The following is a 17735-nucleotide window of genomic DNA, read 5'->3' on the forward strand; positions in this document are numbered from 1 at the left end:
GGTGCTGGACGTCTCATCACAGCCGTCACAGGAGTCACTCCCCTCATGCCCAACGTCGAACCCCTCCGCGAGGGCGACCCGGCAGCGGTGGGGCCCTACCGGCTGGTCGGGCGGCTCGGCGCGGGCGGCCACGGTGTCGTCTATCTCGGCCAGGCACGCAACGGCACCCCCGTCGCCGTCAAGGTGCTGCGCGAGGGGCTGACCGTGGACGAACGCCTGGCCAGGGCGATCGCCGCCGCGCGCAAGGTCGAGCCGTTCTGCCTCGCGCAGGTGCTCGACGCGTCGACCAGCGGCAGGCCGTACATCGTGGCCGAGTACGTGGACGGGCCCTCGCTGCAGCAGACGGGCCGGCACGGCGGGACGGAGTTGCAGCGGCTCGCCGTGGCGACCGCGACCGCGCTGGACGCGATCCACCAGGCCGGCGTCGTCCACGGCGACTTCACGCCGTCGAACGTGCTGCTCGGGCCCGACGGGGCGCGGGTGGTGGACTTCGGGCTGGCCGGGGCGCTGAGCTCGGGCATGAAGGCGACCAGCAACATCGTGGGCACGCCCGCGTACATGGCGCCCGAGCAGCTCGCCGGCCGGCCGGTGGGGGCGGCGGCGGACGTGTTCTCGTGGGCGTCGGTCATCGTGTACGCGACCACGGGGCGGCCGCCCTTCGGGGACGACTCGCTGCCCGCGGTGATCAACCGCATCCTGCGTGAGGACCCGAAGCTCGGCGACCTGCCGGGGCCGTTGCGCCAGGTGGTGCCGGCCTGCCTGGCCAAGGACCCGGGGGCCAGGCCCGCGATGCGCGACGTCCTGCTGCGCCTGGCCGCCCCTTCCCGCCGCCCGTCGGCCCCCGCCCCTGCCCCTGCCCCGCCGCCGCAGACGCCCGAGCAGAGCTGGGACCAGACTCCCGACCGCTCCTGGGAGCCGCCCGCCGACCGCTCGCGCGCTCAGGATCGGGGATCCGACCGCGCGTGGGAGCAGACCGCCGACCTGGACGCCGTCCCACCCCACGGCCATGCGCCCGGTCATGCGCCCGGCCACCAGCAGTCCCCCGGCCACTCGCAGGCCGCCGGTCACGCCCAGACGGCCGGGCACTCTCAGGCCGGGACGCCTCGCCGGCCGCATGACGTGCCCCGGCGGCACCCCGCGCGCCGGCCCGTCTCCGATCCGCACGAGGCTCAAGACGCGCACGACGGCTCCTCGCCGCTGCAGGCGCTGTTCGACCTCTCCTCTCCGGTCGAGCAACCGGCCGGCGATGGGCCGCAGGGCGGGCAGTCGATGCCTCTGGGAGCACCCGTGGCCACCGGCCCCGGATCTCAGGGTTCGCATGTGCCCGTCGGCACCACCGGGCCGCTGGGCGTGGTCGTGGCGTCCGATCAGATGGTTGCTCCCCCCGGGAAGGGCGGCGGGCAGGGCCCCCCGCCGCGCTCGCGGGGGCGGCGGGTGAAGACCGTGCTCATCGCGGGCGTCTCAGGCGTGTGCGTGCTGGCCCTGGCCGGCGCCATCATCTGGCTCACCCCCACGACCCCCACCCCGAAGACCTCGAACGTCTCCGGCAACTCCAGCGCCCCCGCCACCGACGCGGGCGCCACGCCGTCCAGTACGCCGCGCCCCACCCGTACGCGCAACACCAACAGGCCGACCCCCCAGTCGGACGGCACGCCGAGCGCCGTCACCAGCGACGACCCGGCCGCGAACCGGCTCAGGCTCGTCTACATCCGCCCGAACGGCACCAAGAACGGCACCTGCTGGTCCGGCGGCGAGGTGACGCTCCAGGCGCTGGTGCAGCGCACGGGCGCCCCCGTGACGTTCAGCTACACCTGGATCATCGACGGCGTGACGACCAGCCGCGCCTCGGCGATCATCTCCGAGAACGGCCGGCGCTACCTCGCCTCCCCGCGCACCCTCCAGAGCACGGGCGGCACCCACAACGTCACCTTACGGATCACCGCGCCGACGACCGCCCAGCGGACGATCTCGGTCGCGATGTGCGAGGACGGCCTCTAACGGTCTCCTCTGAGCTGTTCGAGCAGGTCGAGGGCGGCGTCGGCGATCACGGTCCCCGGCGGGAAGATCGCGGCGGCGCCCGCGGCCCGCAGCTCGTCGTGGTCGCCGGGCGGGATGACGCCGCCCACCACGATCATGACCTCGGGAGCGTCGAGCCCGGCCAGCGCCTCGCGCAGCGCGGGCACCAGCGTGAGGTGCCCGGCGGCCAGCGACGACACGCCCACGATGTGCACGTCGGCCTCGACCGCCTGCCTGGCGACCTCCCCCGGCGTCTGGAACAGCGGGCCGACGTCCACGTCGAAGCCCAGGTCGGCGAAGGCGGTGGCGATCACCTTCTGGCCGCGGTCGTGCCCGTCCTGGCCCATCTTGGCCACCAGGATGCGCGGCCGGCGCCCTTCGGCCCGCTCGAAGTCGGCGCAGGCCGTACGGACGCGTTCGATGTTGCCGGCCTGGCCTGATTCGTCGCGGTACACGCCAGAAATGGTACGCACCTGCTCGGCGTGCCGCCCGAACACCTTCTCCAGCGCGTCTGAGATCTCGCCCACCGTGGCCTTGGCGCGGGCGGCGTCCACGGCCAGTTTGAGCAGGTTGTGCTCCAGGCCGGGCGCGGGATGCCCGGCGGCCTTGGTGAGCTCCTCCAGCGTGTGCCCCACGGCCGCGTCGTCGCGTTCGGCCCTGAGCCGGGCGAGCTTGTCGAGCTGCTGGGCGCGTACGGCGCTGTTGTCGACCTTGAGGACCTCGATGTCCTCGTCGCTCGTGGCCCGGTACTTGTTCACGCCGATCACCGGCTGCCGGCCGGAGTCGATGCGCGCCTGCGTGCGGGCGGCGGCCTCCTCGATGCGCAGCTTCGGCAGGCCCGCCTCGATGGCCTTGGCCATGCCCCCGGCGGCCTCGACCTCCTCGATGTGGGTCCAGGCGCGTTCGGCGAGGTCGTGGGTGAGGCGTTCGACGTAGTAGGAGCCGCCCCAGGGGTCGATCACCTGCGTGGTGCCCGACTCCTGCTGCAGGAGGAGCTGGGTGTTGCGGGCGATGCGGGCGGAGAAGTCGGTGGGCAGCGCCAGGGCCTCGTCGAGGGCGTTGGTGTGCAGCGACTGGGTGTGGCCCTGGGTGGCGGCCATGGCCTCGACGCAGGTGCGGGCGACGTTGTTGAACACGTCTTGGGCGGTGAGCGACCAGCCGGAGGTCTGGCTGTGCGTACGCAGGCTCAGCGACTTCGGATTCTTGGCCCCGAAATCGGCGACGAGTTTCGCCCACAGCAGCCGCGCCGCGCGCAGTTTGGCGACCTCCATGAAGAAGTTCATGCCGATGCACCAGAAGAACGACAGGCGCGGCGCGAACCGGTCGATGTCCATTCCCGCGGCGACCCCGGCGCGCAGGTATTCGACCCCGTCGGCGAGCGTGTAGGCCAGCTCCAGGTCCAGGGTCGCCCCGGCTTCCTGAATGTGGTAGCCGGAAATGCTGATGGAGTTGAATTTCGGCATCTTCTCGCTCGCGTACGCGAAGATGTCCGAGATGATCCGCATCGACGGGCCCGGCGGATAAATGTAGGTGTTGCGGACCATGAACTCTTTGAGAATGTCGTTCTGAATGGTTCCGGCGAGTTGCTCGGGCGCGACGCCCTGTTCCTCGGCCGCCACGATGTAGAGGGCGAGAATGGGCAGCACGGCGCCGTTCATGGTCATCGACACCGACATGCGGTCGAGGGGGATGCCGTCGAAGAGCTGCCGCATGTCGTAGATCGAGTCGATCGCCACTCCCGCCATGCCGACGTCGCCGGCCACGCGCGGGTGGTCGGAGTCGTAGCCCCGGTGCGTGGCCAGGTCGAAGGCCACCGACAGGCCCTTCTGCCCGGCGGCCAGGTTGCGCCGGTAGAAGGCGTTGGAGTCTTCGGCCGTGGAGAAGCCCGCGTACTGGCGGATGGTCCAGGGCTGGTTGACGTACATGGTGGGGTACGGGCCGCGCAGGTAGGGGGCGGCGCCGGGGTAGGTGCGCAGGAAGTCGAGCCCGTCGAGGTCGGCGGCCGTGTAGAGCGGCTTGACCCCGATGCCCTCGGGGGTCTCCCACACCTCGCCCGCAGGTTCCGGCCCGCCAGAGCTTTGGGCGGGCAGGTCGTTGAGCGGGATGCCGGAGAAGTCCGGGATCATCGGGTCACCTCCAGGCCGTCGGCCGGGTCATCGGGCCGGTCATGGGGCCGGTCGTCAGGCCGATCATCGGGCAGGTCATCGGACCGGTCGCCCGGCCGGTCGTCGGGCAGGTCGTCGGGCAGGTCGTCGAAGGTCGTGCGGAGGACGGCGAGCGCGTCGCAGCCGGCGTGGAGGTTGGCGTCCACGCCCTCGTAGCGTCCCTTACCCGCCAGCCACACCCTCTTCGCGCCCGCCTTGTGGAGCGCGGCGGCCACGGCGGTGGCGTGCTCGTCGTAGAGCCGGTCGCTGGAGCACAGGCAGGCGACCGTGGCGCCGCTGACGGCGAAGGCGGTGGCGATCTGCTCGGGGTCGGTGCCGGGACCGGCGGTCTCGGTGGCCAGGCCGCCCGCCTGGAACAGGTTCGCGGCGAACGCGGCGCGGGCGGTGTGGGCGGCGATGGGGCCGATGGTGGCGAGGAAGACGGCGGGCCGCTCGGGCCGGGCGTCGGCGAGGTCGCGCAGCCGCTCGAACGGCTCGGCGTACCGAATCTTCGGCAGGCCCTCGGGGTCCTCGGGGTCCTCGGCGGGCCGCGCGTCCGGCAGGCGCCCGGGCTCCTCGGTCTTCGTGCGGCGGACGGGTTTTTCGTGGATGTCGGGGTATTCGGACACGCCGGTGATCGGGAGGCGGCGGTGCGCGATGTCGGCGGCGCGGCGGTCGCGGGTGGCGGCGAGGCGGTCGGCGATCAAGCCCGACGCCCGCCCGGCGCCGCCGACGGCCTCGATCTCCTGGAACCAGGCCCAGGCGGCCTCGGCCAGGTCGGCGGTGCGGCGTTCGACGTACCAGGAGCCGCCCGCCGGGTCGATCACCCGCCCCAGCCCCGACTCCTCCAGCAGCAGCGCCTGCGTGTTGCGGGCGATGCGGCGGGAGAAGGCGTCCGGCAGCCCGAGGCAGGCGTCGAACGGCTGCACGGTGACCGCGTCCGCCCCGCCGACGCCGGCGGCGAAGCAGGCGAGGGTGGTGCGCAGCATGTTCACCCAGGGGTCGCGGGCGGTCATCATGGCCGAGCCGGTGACGGCGTGCTGGCGCTGACCGCCGGCCTCGGGGGCGCCGCACACCTCGGCGACCCTGGCCCACAGGCGGCGCGCGGCGCGCAGCTTGGCGATGGTGGCGAACTGGTCGGCGGTGGCGGCGTACCGGAACTCGATCTGTCCCAATGCCTGCTCGGCGGTGAGCCCGGCGCCGGTGAGCGCCCGCAGCTCGGCCACGCCCTGGGCGATGGAGCAGCCCAGTTCCTCGGCGTCGCTGCCCCCCGCGTCGTGGAAGGGCGTCGCGTCGACCAGCACGGCCCGCAGGCCGGGGAAGCCGGCGGCGCAGCGCGACGCCAGCTCGGCGGCGGGCCCGTGCGCCGCGGATGCTCCCAGGTTGCCGCTCAGCGTCGTGCCCCGGGCCGCGGCCAGGCCGAACAGCACCTCGGCGGCCTCCCGCACCCGCTCCCCGGCCTCCAGCGCGATCGGCGCCAGGTCGAGGTAGACGTCCTTGAGCACGGTTTCGAGCGATTCCACCGGGATCGCGCCGTCGCCGACCACCAGCCACAGCGAGGTGACGCCGTTCTCCAGGTCGGCGAGCACGGCCTCGGGGTCGGCCACGGCGTGCCGCTGCCGCACGTCCCATCCGGGCGCGGCCGTGGCCCCGCGCACGTAAGGCGCCGCGCCCGGCGGCCCCGGGTCGCCCGGCAGGTCGCCGGCGTCGTAGAGCGGCGCGACCGTCACCCCGTCGCAGGTCGTCCTGGACAGCGCCTCCTCCGGCGACCCCGCCTCGACGCCGGATTTTCGCAGGACCTCCAGCGCCAGCTCTCGCCAGTCGTCTCGGGAGGTGGACGCGAACCCCGCTGCCAGTTCCATGTTCGGATAGTAGGCCGAACACGCGGGCAACCAGTACCCCAGGGTTAGGGGACAGGGGCCTCCCACGTCAGCCGCCAGGTGATCGGCCCGACCACGCCGTCGTCGTCGATGCCCTGCTGGCGCTGGAAGCGGCGGCACATCTCGCGCGACTCGCTCCCGTACGCGCCGTCCACCTCCAGCTCCCAGCCGCGTTCGAGCATCCGCGCCTGCCAGGTGCGCACGTCCTCGCCGCGCATCACGGGCGGGTATGTGAGCAGGCGGCCGGGGAACGGCGGCGTCTGGGGCTCGGGGGTTCCGTCCGGCCGGGGCGCGCCGCGGCGTACCCAGGCGTAGAGGGACTCGCCCGGGCAGTCGGTGGCGTAGCCGTCGCGGTGTCCCTTGATCTCGTTGCCGGCGCGGCCGCGGTCGCGTACGTATTGGACCGCGTCGAGGATGCCGTGCAGCATCTCGTCGGGCGGCTGCACGAGGCCGGCGTTGCCCACGAGCCCGAGCACGGCGTAGTGCCCGGCGTTGAGCCCTGGGCCGTTGGCGGCGGGCAGGTGGTGCAGCCCGCGGCCCTCGAAGACCTTCATGTGCGGGCAGGCGACATAGGAGTATCCGATGTCGATCCAGCCGTTGCCGTCCATGTGATGGCCCTGGATGGAGCGCACCAGGGCCGCGCAGCCCGTGTGGTCGGAGACGATGCCGGGATCGACTCTGCCGCCCGTGTAGTGGACTTTGACTCCCTTGGTGGAGTCGAGCTGTGTGTAGTCGCCGCGCGGGGCGCGGGCGTTCCAGTCGCGCCGTAACACCAGGTCGATGGCCACGGTGATCTCCGAGGGTCGCTGTCGTGACGACTGAGCGTAACGCGGGCGACGTGAGCCGTCCCGGAGATCCCGGGATTCGGCGTTACGGTCTGATCACTCGTTTGTCCGTGACGATGGCGGTGATCAGGTCGTGTGGCGTCACGTCGAACGCGGGGTTCAGGGCCTGCGTTCCCTCGGGCGCCAGGCGTACACCTCTGATCGTCACGATCTCGTCCGCCCCGCGGTCCTCGATGTCGATCTGGTCGCCGGACGGGGTGCCCGGGTCGATCGTGGTCTCGGGCGCGACCACGATGAACGGCACCCCGGCCCGTTCGGCGCCGAGCGCGAGCGCGTACGAGCCGATCTTGTTGGCGGTGTCGCCGTTGGCGGCGATGCGGTCGGCGCCGATGAGCACCGCGTCCACCCCGCCCTTGGCCAGCAGGTACGGCCCCGCCGAGTCGGCGATCAGGCGGTGCGGCGCGCCCATCCTGGCCAGCTCCCAGGTGGTGAGCCTGGCCCCCTGCAGCAGGGGCCTGGTCTCCAGCGCGAGCACCTCGGCCAGCCGCCCGCGCTCGTGCAGCGTCTGCACCACGCCCAGCGCGGTGCCGCGCTCGACGGCGGCGAGCCCGCCGGTGTTGCACACGGTCATGATCCGCAGCCGGTCGCCTTCGAGCAGATCGGCCCCGCGCTCGCCCATCGCCCGGCAGGCGGCGAGGTCGTCGTCGCGCACCCGCAGCGCCGCCGCCAGCACCGCCTCGCGGCCCCGGGGTAGCTGGGCGGCGGCCTGGTCGACGCCCCAGGCCAGATTGACGGCGGTGGGCCGGGCGGCGCGCAGCGCGGCGATCTGCTCGGCGACCTGGGCGGGCTCGCCGTCGGCCAGCAGCACGCCGAGCGCTCCCGCCACGCCGAGCGCGGGCGCGCCGCGCACGGCCAGGCGCCTGATGGCGTCCACGAGCTCCCCGACGGTCTCGATGCGCAGTGTCACGCACTTGTCGGGGAGCAGTGTCTGGTCGACGAGCTCGATGGCGCCGTCGACCCAGTCAATGGTCCTCACGGGCGCAACGTTAGCGTTCTGCGAGGACGATGACGGAATCCTTCTCGCCCAGGACGAGACTCTCGGCCTTGTCGGGGTTCAGGACGATGCCGTAGTGCGGCGGGTCGTTGCGCGCCGTGGCCTTGCGGTAGCCGATGGCGGTCTCGCCCCTGCGCCTGGCCGACTCGACGACCGTGGAGAACGTCACCTGCGCGCCCGGCTTGACGTACGAGGCGGCGGGACGGGGGTAGATCTCCGACCCGCGCGAGTCGAAGAGGTAGCCGAACACGTCCGCCAGGTGCCGGTTCTCGGCGAGCTGGGCGAGGAGCAGGCCGATGACGGTGTCGCTGATGACGATGTCGTCGGCCTCGGTGACCTCGGCCAGGGAGCGGTTGTTCTCGTCGTGCATCTCGCTCACGATCGAGTAGTGCTCGCCGAGCCGGCTCTGCATGTCGCGCAGTTGCAGCAGCGTCATGAGGGTGCGCGTGTCGGAGTGGTGGGGGTCGAAGCGGTCGTCGGACAGGACGATGACGTGCTGGAAGAGGCCGACGCCGAGCGACTCCAGCGCGTACCGGTCGGTGGTGTCGCAGTCCTTGACGTTGACGGTGAGGTTGCGCAGGCCGGCCAGGTTCGTCCCGGCCTTGGGGTGGTCGGCGGCGACCTCTAAGACCGAGCCGGGTGCGACGTAGCCGTCCAGGTAGCGGATGATCTGCTCGGCTCTGCCGTTCCAGTTGAGCAGCAGCGTGCGCTCGGGCTCCGTGGGCGCCTTCTCCTTCACGACGACGGCGCTCTCGTTCACCGACGGCTTGCCCGCGGCCAGGCGGACGTGGGAGTCGTCGTGCGCGATGACGATGACCTCGTCCTCGGCGGCGATGACGGTGTCCATGGGCGGGTTCAGCACGACGCCCGACGGCCTGCGCAGGCCGATCACGGACGCGGTCTGGTAGGCGTGCAGCGCCTCGCCGTAGGTGAGCCCGACGGTCTTCTTGGGCGTGCGCAGGTAGATCTCGCCGCCGTCGAAGTTGAGCAGGTCCATGCAGACCACGGACATGCCGGACTGCCGCGAGGACTGCACGATGAGCCTGGAGGCGGTGTCGTCGGAGTCGACGAGGTGCACGTCCGCGCCGCCGGCCAGGCGGGCGGCGGCGATGTTGCGGCTGGAGGCCAGGCCCGCGACCACCGGCGGGTGGATGCCGGTGCGCTTGGCCAGCGCGAGCAGGATCTTGATGACGTGGGCGTCCGGGTCTTCGCTCTCGGGCGAGAGCACGACGACCGAGCGGGCCGCGGCGAGGTTCATCAGCGCGAGGTCGCGCGGCTCGGTGGGCCGCCCGGTGCGGCAGACCACCCTGGTCCTGCCGAGGTCGCCGACGTGCTCGCGGATCTCCTCCTCCATCTCCAGCTTGTCGCGTTCCGCCAGTACGGCGATCACCGAGCCCTTCTGGCTGGCGTGCGCCTTGACCAGTTCGGCCACGATCGTGAACATCTGGTCCGACCAGCCGAGCACGACCGTGTGGCCGGACTCGACGATGCGCGAGCGGCCTCTGCGCAGGCGGTCTACCCGCTCCTTGAGCCCGTTCGACAGCAGGCCGACGAGCATGCTGACGATGAACAGCCCGCCGAGGGAGCCGGCGAACATCACGGTCATGTACGTGATCGAGCCCTTGTCGCTGGCGATCCTGCCGGGGGTCAGCGCGTGCATGAGAGCGATCCAGAGCACTTCCCCCGCACTCCCGACGCCTTCCGGCTCGCCAGGCGTGAGCCAGAGCGTCAACCCGGCCACCACCACGATCAGCCCGATCGACACCACGGCCAGCCAGCCGATCAGCGACGCGGTCCCCCTGGACATGGTGTTGTCGAACCAGTACCGCGCCCGTTCGCGGAACGTGATCTTCGACACTTCCCCGATACCTCCGTGTAAGGAGTGATTTGACCCGACGACACAAGGTACCGGTGGATCTTGGCTTCCGCATGACGACCGGTAACGTATCGGCCATGGCGCAGCCCCTCACTCCCGGCGATCCGGCGTCGCTGGGCGGGTTCCGGCTGGCCGGGCGGCTGGGCGAGGGCGGGCAGGGGGTGGTCTACCTCGCGCATTCGGCCGACGGCGAACCGGTCGCGGTCAAGCTGCTGAGCGCGGGCGACAGGCAGACGCGGGCCCGGCTGGCGCGCGAGCTCGACGCGCTGGAGAGCATCGCCTCCTTCTGCACGGCCCGCGTCATCGACGTCTCGGCCGACGGCCCCCGGCCTTTCGTGGTCAGCGAGTTCGTGGACGGCCCTTCGCTGACCGAGCGCGTACGCGAGCGTGGCCCGCTGCGCGGCGGCGACCTCGAACGCCTGGTCGTCGGCACCGCCACGGCGCTGGCGGCCATTCACGCGGCCGGGATCGTGCACCGCGACTTCAAGCCGTCCAACGTGCTGCTCGGGCCGGACGGGCCGCGCGTGGTGGACTTCGGCATCGCCAGGACCGAGGGGCCGGCGACCATGACCTCGGGGCTGATCGGCACGCCCGCCTATCTGGCTCCCGAGCAGATCAACGGTTTACCCGCGACGGGCTCATCGGACGTGTTCGCCTGGGCGGCGTCGATGGTCTACGCGGCCACGGGGAGGAGCCCGTTCGGGGCGGACACCGTACCGGCTGTGCTGCATCGGGTGCTGCACGCCGAGCCGGACCTGTCGGCGCTGCCGGGGCGGTTGCGCGAGGTGCTGGCGTCCTGCCTGTCCAAGGACCCGGCACGGCGGCCCACGGCACAGCACCTGATGCTGTCCCTGGTCAACCCCAGAACCCCACCGGCCGGCCCGCCTGCCGGCGGCTCCTACCGGCAGGATCCGACACAGAGCACGGTGGGAACGGCACGCGGGGCGCGGCGCAATCTGCTCGTCGGCGCCCTGGTGGCGGTCGTGGTCGCCGTGGGAACGGCCGGCGGCACGGCCCTCTACCTGAACCGCACCCCCACCACCACCCTCACGTCGTCACCGTCCACCACTCCGGAAACGGCGCCCGGCACATCACCTCCGCCGGCCACGGAGACGGGAGGCGACGGGAATCTGAAAATACCGGCCGCCTTCGCGGGAGAGTGGTCCGGGCGCACCACCAGCACGAACCCGCTCGACTCCGACGGCGCGGACAACACGGTGTCCCTGAAGGCGGGCGAATCCACCGCACCCTGGACGGAGAGGGACCAGAATGACGACTGTAAGGGAACCATCAACCTCACCAAGGTCGAGGACGACCGCCTCACCTTCCACTTGGGCGAGAACGACGGCGGCTGCATCGCCGGCACGATCACGCTGACGCGGAAGGGCGGCGACGCCCTCACCTATACCTGGCGCGACGTACCGGGGCCCGGTCTCGTCACCCAGACCGGTATTCTCAAGAAGTCTTGAACGAATTCCTGACCAAAACCCTTAGACATCCGGCGGGGAGATGGAGATCATGGACGATATGTCTGTGATCAGGGAGGTGCCGTTCCCAAGCCCGGACTCCTCCGCCGAGCTCCCGATGAACATCTGGATCGACGACGCCGACTCCGCCATCGATGTCATCGACGCGCTGGCATTGTCGCCGTTCGCGACGGGTGCTCAGCCGTGGTCGCGCCTGGCCAACCTGGAGCGCGTACGCCCTGACGCCACGCTCACGCCCGCCGGCGGGCGCGTCCTGCGTACCGCGCGGGTGGAGGACGGCTCGGAGTCGCGGCTCATCTCCGGCGACGGCTGGACGCTGCGCGTCATCCGCCACCGCAACCGCACGGCGACCGTCAGCGTGACCGCGGTGAACGAGGACCTCGCCAAGACCGTGCTCGCGGAGAGCATCGAGGGCGCCGAGGAGCCGGTGCCGGAGGTCGATCACGTCGAGATGGGCTTCTGGTGGCGGGGCATGCACGGCGGCACCCGCTCGGAGAAGCCGATCACGGCACAGCCCTGGAACGAGATCAGCGCCAACTACTCGGCCAAGGTCCGCCCGGCCCTCGACCGGCTCATGTCGGTCACGCCCGCCGACGTCAACGGCCGCCTCATCCTCCTGCACGGCCAGCCCGGCACCGGTAAGACCACGCTGCTGCGCACCCTGGCCAAGCAGTGGAGCGAGTGGTGCCAGGTCGACTGCGTCCTCGACCCGGAGCGCCTGTTCAACGAGCCCGGCTACCTGATGGAGGTGGCCGTCGGCTACGACACCGACGAGGACACGCAGCGGTGGCGGCTGCTGGTCCTGGAGGACTGCGACGAGCTGATCAGCGCGGGGGCGAAGGCCCAGGCGGGGCAGGGGCTGTCGCGCCTGCTCAACCTGACGGACGGCCTGCTCGGCCAGGGCCGCGACGTCCTGGTGGCGATCACCACGAACGAGGACCTGACCCGCCTCCACCCGGCCGTCGTCCGCCCGGGCCGCTGCCTGGCGCAGGTGGAGGTCGGCCCGCTGACCAAGGACGAGGCGGTCACGTGGCTGGGCGCCTCGAAGGGCGTCGGGCCGTCCGGGGCGACGCTGGCCCAGCTGTACGCCCTCCGCGCCGGCCGCGACATCACCCCGACCCCGGAAGACGACTCCACGGGCCTGTACCTCTAAGCGGCCGGGTTTCTTCTCGCCCTCGACGTAGGCGAACCGGCCCCACCGGTTGGGGCCGGTGTGGCGCCGTGCCCTGACAGTCGTTTTGACCCTTTGAGTACCGGTATTGACCTTATTGATCTCTTCGCTTCGACGATTGATCATCGAGGGCAGTAGCTCTTCCTCCCCCAGGAAGGATCCCCATGATTCGCCGCGTATCGCTGGCCGTCCTGCTCGCCGTCGGCACCCTCACCGTCATCAGCTCGCCGGCGCACGCCCGCGCCTGCAAGATCGACTACCACTGCGAGACGTACTACTACACCGACTCCTCCCGCACCACGCTGGTGGGGGTCAAGTACGAGAACTGCGTCGGGGATGAGACGTGGGTGGGCAGGCGCGGGTCGTATCCGGAGTTCTTCGAAACCCCCTGCTGAGCGTCCACCCAGAGGCCTCCGCACAGAAGTCGAGGCCGCCCGGTCGGCGAACAACGCTCGGCAGGCAGGCCCGCCAGAGTCGCGATGGCGACCTCCGGCGGGTGCGGGAGCCGATGTCGAGCCCGATCGGGCGGCGCGGGCGTGCTCCCGGCCTGAGGGGGACGCGGCCGCAGGCGGCACACCCACCTCCGGCCCTCTCCGATTGGGCGACAGCGCCAAGACCGCAACCAGGGACGCGGCCGCAGGCGGCACACCTACCTCCGGCCCCCTCGGCCCCCTCGGCCCCCCGAAGAACGAAGAGGGCGGCCGGCCTGACTCCCGCGGCCCTCCGACATACCGCAGACGTCAGGTGAGGTAGGTGTGGAGACGGCGCGCCTCACGAACGAAGTTGTTCGACGCCCTGCGCCGCGCGATCTCCGCCACACAGGGCACCGGCCCTCGTGCCCCGGCCCACTGAGCGGCGCGCAGGGCGAAGCCGAGACACTGGGTGTGCCTGCTGAGCACCTGCTCCCCCGGCCCCGGCAGGTACGCGGCCAGAAACCCCATCATGATCCGCCACACCTCCCGATGAGCGCCCAGCTTGGCGGCACTCTCCAACGTCTCGAACACGGGCCCCGTCTTGAGCGCCGTCCTCCGTACCAGTAACGCCAGTTGCCGCCCCAGTTGCTCGGCGTCGAGATCCCCGCGAGCCACCATGCCGACCACCGGCCGCGCCCGCTCCTCCGGCCACCGCGACCAGGCCCGGTCGGCCACGAAGTACGCCTGCACGAGCGCCACCCCCTCCCCCGGCGGCCCGCCCGCCAGAGCCAGCGCCTGCGCCTGGGCCGGCTCGACCTGCGGCCGCCGCCACCGCAGCAGCAGGTGCGGCACGAGGTGAAGCGCCACGGCCTCCCGATGGGACGGCATCACGTACGGCCACCACGACATGCAGGCGTCATGGTCCTCAAGGCGGTGCGCGGTGGGCCCGGACAACAACTCGTCGACGAGCGGCAGCCCGGTCGGCGTGGCCCGCATCCTCGGCACCAGGTCATAGACATGCGCACCGGACACCTCGCGATCGTCGAGATACTCCCCCACCCACCCGACCTCGGCCCCACCCGACGTGTACGCCCTGCGCGACCCATCCGCACCCGACTTCGCAAGGCCACCTCGCCCAGAACCCGCCTCACCCATTCCAGAGGGGCCGAATCGACCAAGATCAGCCTCGAACGACCCCGAAACGCCAACTCGACCCGGGCCCGCCTGCTCCGGCTCCTGCTTCGGCACCGGCTCCTGCTCCGGCACCGACCCCGGAACCGGAACCGAAAGACCCTCTCGACCCGGATCCGCCTCGCCCGGCCCCGAGGAGCCACCTCGACCGAGATCCGCCTGACCCGAGCCCGGCAGACCGGCTCGGCGCGGATCCGCCTCGTTCGAGCCCGAAAAGGCGACACGACCGAGATCCGCCTGACCCGACCCCGGCAGACCGGCCCGGCGCGGATCCGCCTCGTTCGAGCCCGAAAGGGCAACACGACCTCGACCTGCCGCACCCGCCCCTGAAAGACCGGCTCGGCCCGGATCCGCAACGGCGACATGACCGAGACCCGCCACATCCGCCCCCGAAACGCCGGCCCGGCCAGGGGCCGCCTGGGCTGGGCCCAGCAGGTACGCCCAGCCGATCTCTGAGACCGGGTCGGGTCGGCCGCCGTTCATCCATCGCGCCACCGCCCGCCCCGCCGCCGAGGTGAGGCGATTCGCCCGTGCGGCCACCTCCGGGGCGACCTCACGCGGCAACCGCAGCAACGCCTGCTGCAGATCGACCGGCAATGCCTCCACTCCCAAGCGCTCGTACCCCGCCACCCGCTCGACCAGCTCACCCGCGTTCAGATGCCCGGTCCCTTCGGTGGGCTCGCTCAGCAGGTACGGCGGAAGCGTCCCGGCCTCGATCGCCTCGTACACCTCGGCCCACCGCCGCAACAGGAACAGGTGCACCACCGGCACCTCACCGGCCAGGGGCAATCGCGGCCCTCCTCGCCTGGGACGCCTCCCCGTCCCGAGCACCCCTCGCCCCCGCGCCTTCCTCCCGGCCCGGCCCACCGCACCGCCCGCCTCGGCCACAGCCCCAAGAGACCGCCGCACGACCCCGCCGGTGTTCACGCCGGTCGCTCCTCCGGCGATCGCTTTTGCGGCGGTCGCTCCTCCGGCGGTCGCCACGTGAGTCCCTTCCCCGATCAACTTCTCTTCGGGTAAGGGGGTACGGGTCACGATGAGGCGGGCGATCTCATCCGACCACTGCCCGATGTGCGGCCACGGGCGTTCCAGGGCCTCGCCGGACGTACGTTCCCGCGCCAGCCTGACCGCCAGTCCCTCCGGGTCGTGGGCGTGCAGACGTACGACCCCCGCCAGCCACAGTTCGGCCGCCACCCACCCTGTGCCGTTCGGGACGGTGCCCAGGTTTTCGGCCGCCAGAATCGGGGCGGGGAACGGGCCCGGCTCCCGGGGCGCGGGCAGCGGGGTAGGGGTGAAGGCGTCCGGGTCACGTTCGGCCTCACCGCCGAACACCGCGGCCAGCGTCTCACCGAACTCCTGTGGCAGGGCGCCGATCGCGTCCCTGAGGGCCTGTGCCCCGGGTGCGGTGAATCGTTTGGCGTGTTTGACCGCCATTCGTACCGCCCGTCCCTGTACGTCGGCGGACTCGCAGGCGAACGCGCTCCCCAGGGCGGGAGCCAGTGCGTCGAGGTCGATGGCGGGGTCACGGGCTGCCTCGTCGAGCCACGTGAGCCCGGCCGTCAGCAGCTTGCGCTCCCCTCGGAACAGCAGGGCCCGCAGCGCCTCCGTCACCTCGCCGGGGCCGAGCGCTTCGAGCCGCCGTACGTACCGCAGCACCGACTCCGCCACGGGCCCGGGCACGGTGGGCAGCAGCCGCAGGTAGGTGTGGCGGCGCTGGTACACCTCGTCGTGGGACGGGTCGAGCAGCTCGTGCAGGCGAACGAAGAAGCGCAGGTCGGCGGCGGGACCGCCACGCAGGAAACGTCCCAGGCAGCCGTCGAGCAGCAGGTCGCGGCTGATCCTGCCCTCGTGCGTGAGCTCGTCGAGGGCGGCCAGCCAGGCTCGGGAGGTGGGTGACGCGCTGCGCTCGTCCCGCAGCACGGCCCCGGCACCCTCCGCCTCGAACAGCCGTGGCAGGAGGTGGTCGAGCAACGGGTCCGTCCGCAGTTCCGCGACCGTGGGCGGGACGCTCGCCCAGGCCACCACCAGCGGGTCGTGCTCGGGCGGGACGGCACCACTGCGGCGCAACATGGCCAGCGCGAGCGCGGCCGTCCCGTCGGGTCCGCGTCGCTTGCGCGGGGCGGGGGCAAGCGAAAGCGCAAGGCGAACGGCGAAGTCGACATGCCAGCCGATCGGCCGGTCCGCCAGCACCCGCTCCAGGGCGGTCATGGCACCGCCCTGACCGGTCGAGCCCGCCGTCGGGTCCTGACCGATCGGGCGATCCGGGTTGATCGGGCGATCCTGGCTGATCAGCCCAGTCCGCCGGTCCTCACCAATCGAACCGGGAGGCTGACCCTGGCCAAGCGAGCAATCCGAGCCGATTCGGCGGTCAGAGCCGGTCGAGCCGATCGGCTGATCCGGACCGGTCAGGCTGGTCGGCCGATCCGGGGTGGCCGAACCAGTCGGCCGGTCCTGGCTGCTGGTCAGGCCAGTCGGTCTGGTGGCACCGGCCGCCCGATCCGGGCCGCTCAGAACAGTCGGACCGGCCGGCCGATCCGGGGTGGTCGAACCGGTCGGCCGGTCCTGGCTGGTTTGGCTGGTTTGGAGGTCGCGTAGGTTGAGCCAGGCCACGACGGCTGCGGCGTCGCTGATGGTGCCGGCGCCGGCGACGCGCATGGGCTCGATCCAGCTCTCGCCGGGCTCCGGGTGGCGCGGTGGGTTCCAGGGGGCGTCCCAGCGCCAGCGTTCGTGGTCATAGACGGTACGGCCGGCGCGGGCGGCTTGGCGTACGTATTCGCGCCAGGTCGCCTCGGCCTTTCGCTCTGTTCTGGTCACCCGCTCCTGGCGTCTGAGCGCCGCCCGCCGTTCCGCCACCAGGAGGTGATCGGGCAGCGCGGCGGCCACCGCGCGGCGCTCCTCGTCATCGAGCGCCAGCACCCGGTCGGCCACCAGTTCGGGATCACCGGTGTCGATCGCCGCCACCACCATCTCCCACGCACCGGCGTCCGTCGTCCCCGGCACGCTCACAGCGCCCGGCCCGGCCACGATCCCTGACACCGCCACGACCGCCGCACCGGGCTCTGCCTCCTGAACGACCTTCCCATCCGGAGCCGCCACATCTCCCGAGGCGAGCGCGGCTCCCACAGCGGGCACGGCCTCCTGAACGGCCCTCCCGCCCGGAGCCGCCACATCCCCCGAAGCGGGCACGGCCTCTGGAGCGGGCACTCCGCCGGGAGCCATCGCGCCTTCCAGAGCGGGGATCCCTTCCGAGGCGGTCACACCTTGCGAAGTGAGGATTCCTTCCGGGGCCGTCACACCTTGCGGAGTGGGCACGGCCCCCGGAGCGGGTGCCTCTGCCAGGGTGGTCGCACCTTCCGTAAGGGCGGGCGCCCCTCCCTGCCCGGGCACAGCCCCCGGAGTAGGTGCCCCTCCCAGGGTGGTCGCACCTCCCGTAGCGACGAGCGGCCTTCCCGACCTGGGCACAGCCCCCGGAGTGGGCGTTTCGCTCGGGGGCGGCGAACTCCCCACGACGGGTTCGCTCCCCGGAACGAACGTCGCTCCCGAAGCGGGCACCAGGTCCGGAGCGGCTGCCAGGTCCGGCGTGGGCGCTAGGTCCGAGGTGGGTGCGGTCGCGGAGGTGAGCGGGATGCCCGGAGATGAGGTGGGCGCCACGTCGGGGGTGAGTGCGGTCGCCGGAGTGAGCGGGGCGCCCGGAGAGGGGGTGATCAGGCCGTCTGGC

The 17735-nt window shown here is 72.1% G+C and carries 10 protein-coding genes; 4 read left to right on the forward strand and 6 right to left on the reverse strand.

Annotated elements, in window-relative coordinates; genetic code table 11:
• Positions 1-45: 45 nt before the first annotated feature.
• Positions 46-1998: a serine/threonine-protein kinase gene (locus C4V41_RS63335; protein WP_103961263.1), complete on the forward strand. Its 1953-nt coding sequence runs from the start codon at positions 46-48 to the stop codon at positions 1996-1998.
• On the opposite strand, the gene scpA is transcribed toward C4V41_RS63335, so the two are convergent.
• The 5 genes from scpA to C4V41_RS40210 form a co-directional block, all read right to left on the reverse strand.
• The gene (gene scpA, locus C4V41_RS40190; RefSeq protein WP_103961264.1) at positions 1995-4142 is read right to left on the reverse strand and encodes a methylmalonyl-CoA mutase; all 2148 of its coding nucleotides are present in this window, start codon (positions 4140-4142) and stop codon (positions 1995-1997) included. The genes C4V41_RS63335 and scpA overlap by 4 nt on opposite strands.
• Positions 4139-6022, reverse strand: a complete 1884-nt coding sequence (locus C4V41_RS40195; protein ID WP_103961265.1) for a methylmalonyl-CoA mutase subunit beta — start codon at positions 6020-6022, stop codon at positions 4139-4141. Before C4V41_RS40195 ends, scpA begins: the two co-directional genes overlap by 4 nt.
• A gap of 44 nt (positions 6023-6066) precedes the next feature.
• On the reverse strand, positions 6067-6828 hold the full coding sequence (locus C4V41_RS40200) for a peptidoglycan recognition protein family protein (RefSeq protein WP_103961266.1): 762 nt from the start codon (positions 6826-6828) through the stop codon (positions 6067-6069).
• An 82-nt stretch (positions 6829-6910) separates the two neighbouring features.
• The gene (gene mtnA / locus C4V41_RS40205) at positions 6911-7861 is read right to left on the reverse strand and encodes an S-methyl-5-thioribose-1-phosphate isomerase (RefSeq protein WP_103961267.1); all 951 of its coding nucleotides are present in this window, start codon (positions 7859-7861) and stop codon (positions 6911-6913) included.
• A gap of 10 nt (positions 7862-7871) precedes the next feature.
• Positions 7872-9737 (reverse strand): CASTOR/POLLUX-related putative ion channel, encoded by a 1866-nt coding sequence (locus tag C4V41_RS40210; protein ID WP_103961268.1) that lies wholly within the window; start codon positions 9735-9737, stop codon positions 7872-7874.
• Positions 9738-9832: 95 nt separating this feature from the next.
• On the opposite strand from C4V41_RS40210, the gene C4V41_RS40215 reads away from it, so the two are divergent.
• From C4V41_RS40215 to C4V41_RS40225, 3 genes are all read left to right on the forward strand, one after another.
• Complete coding sequence (locus C4V41_RS40215) at positions 9833-11224, forward strand: serine/threonine-protein kinase (RefSeq protein WP_103961421.1); 1392 nt, start codon at positions 9833-9835, stop codon at positions 11222-11224.
• 58 nt (positions 11225-11282) lie between these two features.
• Entirely contained in the window at positions 11283-12395 is a 1113-nt protein-coding gene (locus C4V41_RS40220; protein WP_103961422.1) for a DUF5925 domain-containing protein, read from the forward strand.
• A gap of 182 nt (positions 12396-12577) precedes the next feature.
• Entirely contained in the window at positions 12578-12808 is a 231-nt protein-coding gene (locus tag C4V41_RS40225) for a DUF6289 family protein (protein WP_103961269.1), read from the forward strand.
• A 345-nt stretch (positions 12809-13153) separates the two neighbouring features.
• Here C4V41_RS40225 and C4V41_RS65540 read toward each other — a convergent pair whose 3' ends face one another.
• A complete protein-coding gene (locus C4V41_RS65540) occupies positions 13154-17149 on the reverse strand; it encodes a DUF6493 family protein (RefSeq protein WP_146103960.1) in 3996 nt (1331 codons plus the stop codon).
• Positions 17150-17735: the final 586 nt, after the last annotated feature.

It is taken from the genome of Nonomuraea solani (genome assembly GCF_900108335.1).
GTDB lineage: Bacteria > Actinomycetota > Actinomycetes > Streptosporangiales > Streptosporangiaceae > Nonomuraea > Nonomuraea solani.

Excerpts from the sequence above, each read along its gene's own strand:
- C4V41_RS63335 (WP_103961263.1), top strand. The coding sequence starts at position 46 with ATGCCCAACGTCGAACCCCTCCGCGAGGGCGACCCGGCAGCGGTGGGG.
- scpA (WP_103961264.1), bottom strand. The coding sequence starts at position 4,142 with ATGATCCCGGACTTCTCCGGCATCCCGCTCAACGACCTGCCCGCCCAA.
- C4V41_RS40195 (WP_103961265.1), bottom strand. The coding sequence starts at position 6,022 with ATGGAACTGGCAGCGGGGTTCGCGTCCACCTCCCGAGACGACTGGCGA.
- C4V41_RS40215 (WP_103961421.1), top strand. The coding sequence starts at position 9,833 with ATGGCGCAGCCCCTCACTCCCGGCGATCCGGCGTCGCTGGGCGGGTTC.
- C4V41_RS40220 (WP_103961422.1), top strand. The coding sequence starts at position 11,283 with ATGTCTGTGATCAGGGAGGTGCCGTTCCCAAGCCCGGACTCCTCCGCC.
- C4V41_RS40225 (WP_103961269.1), top strand. The coding sequence starts at position 12,578 with ATGATTCGCCGCGTATCGCTGGCCGTCCTGCTCGCCGTCGGCACCCTC.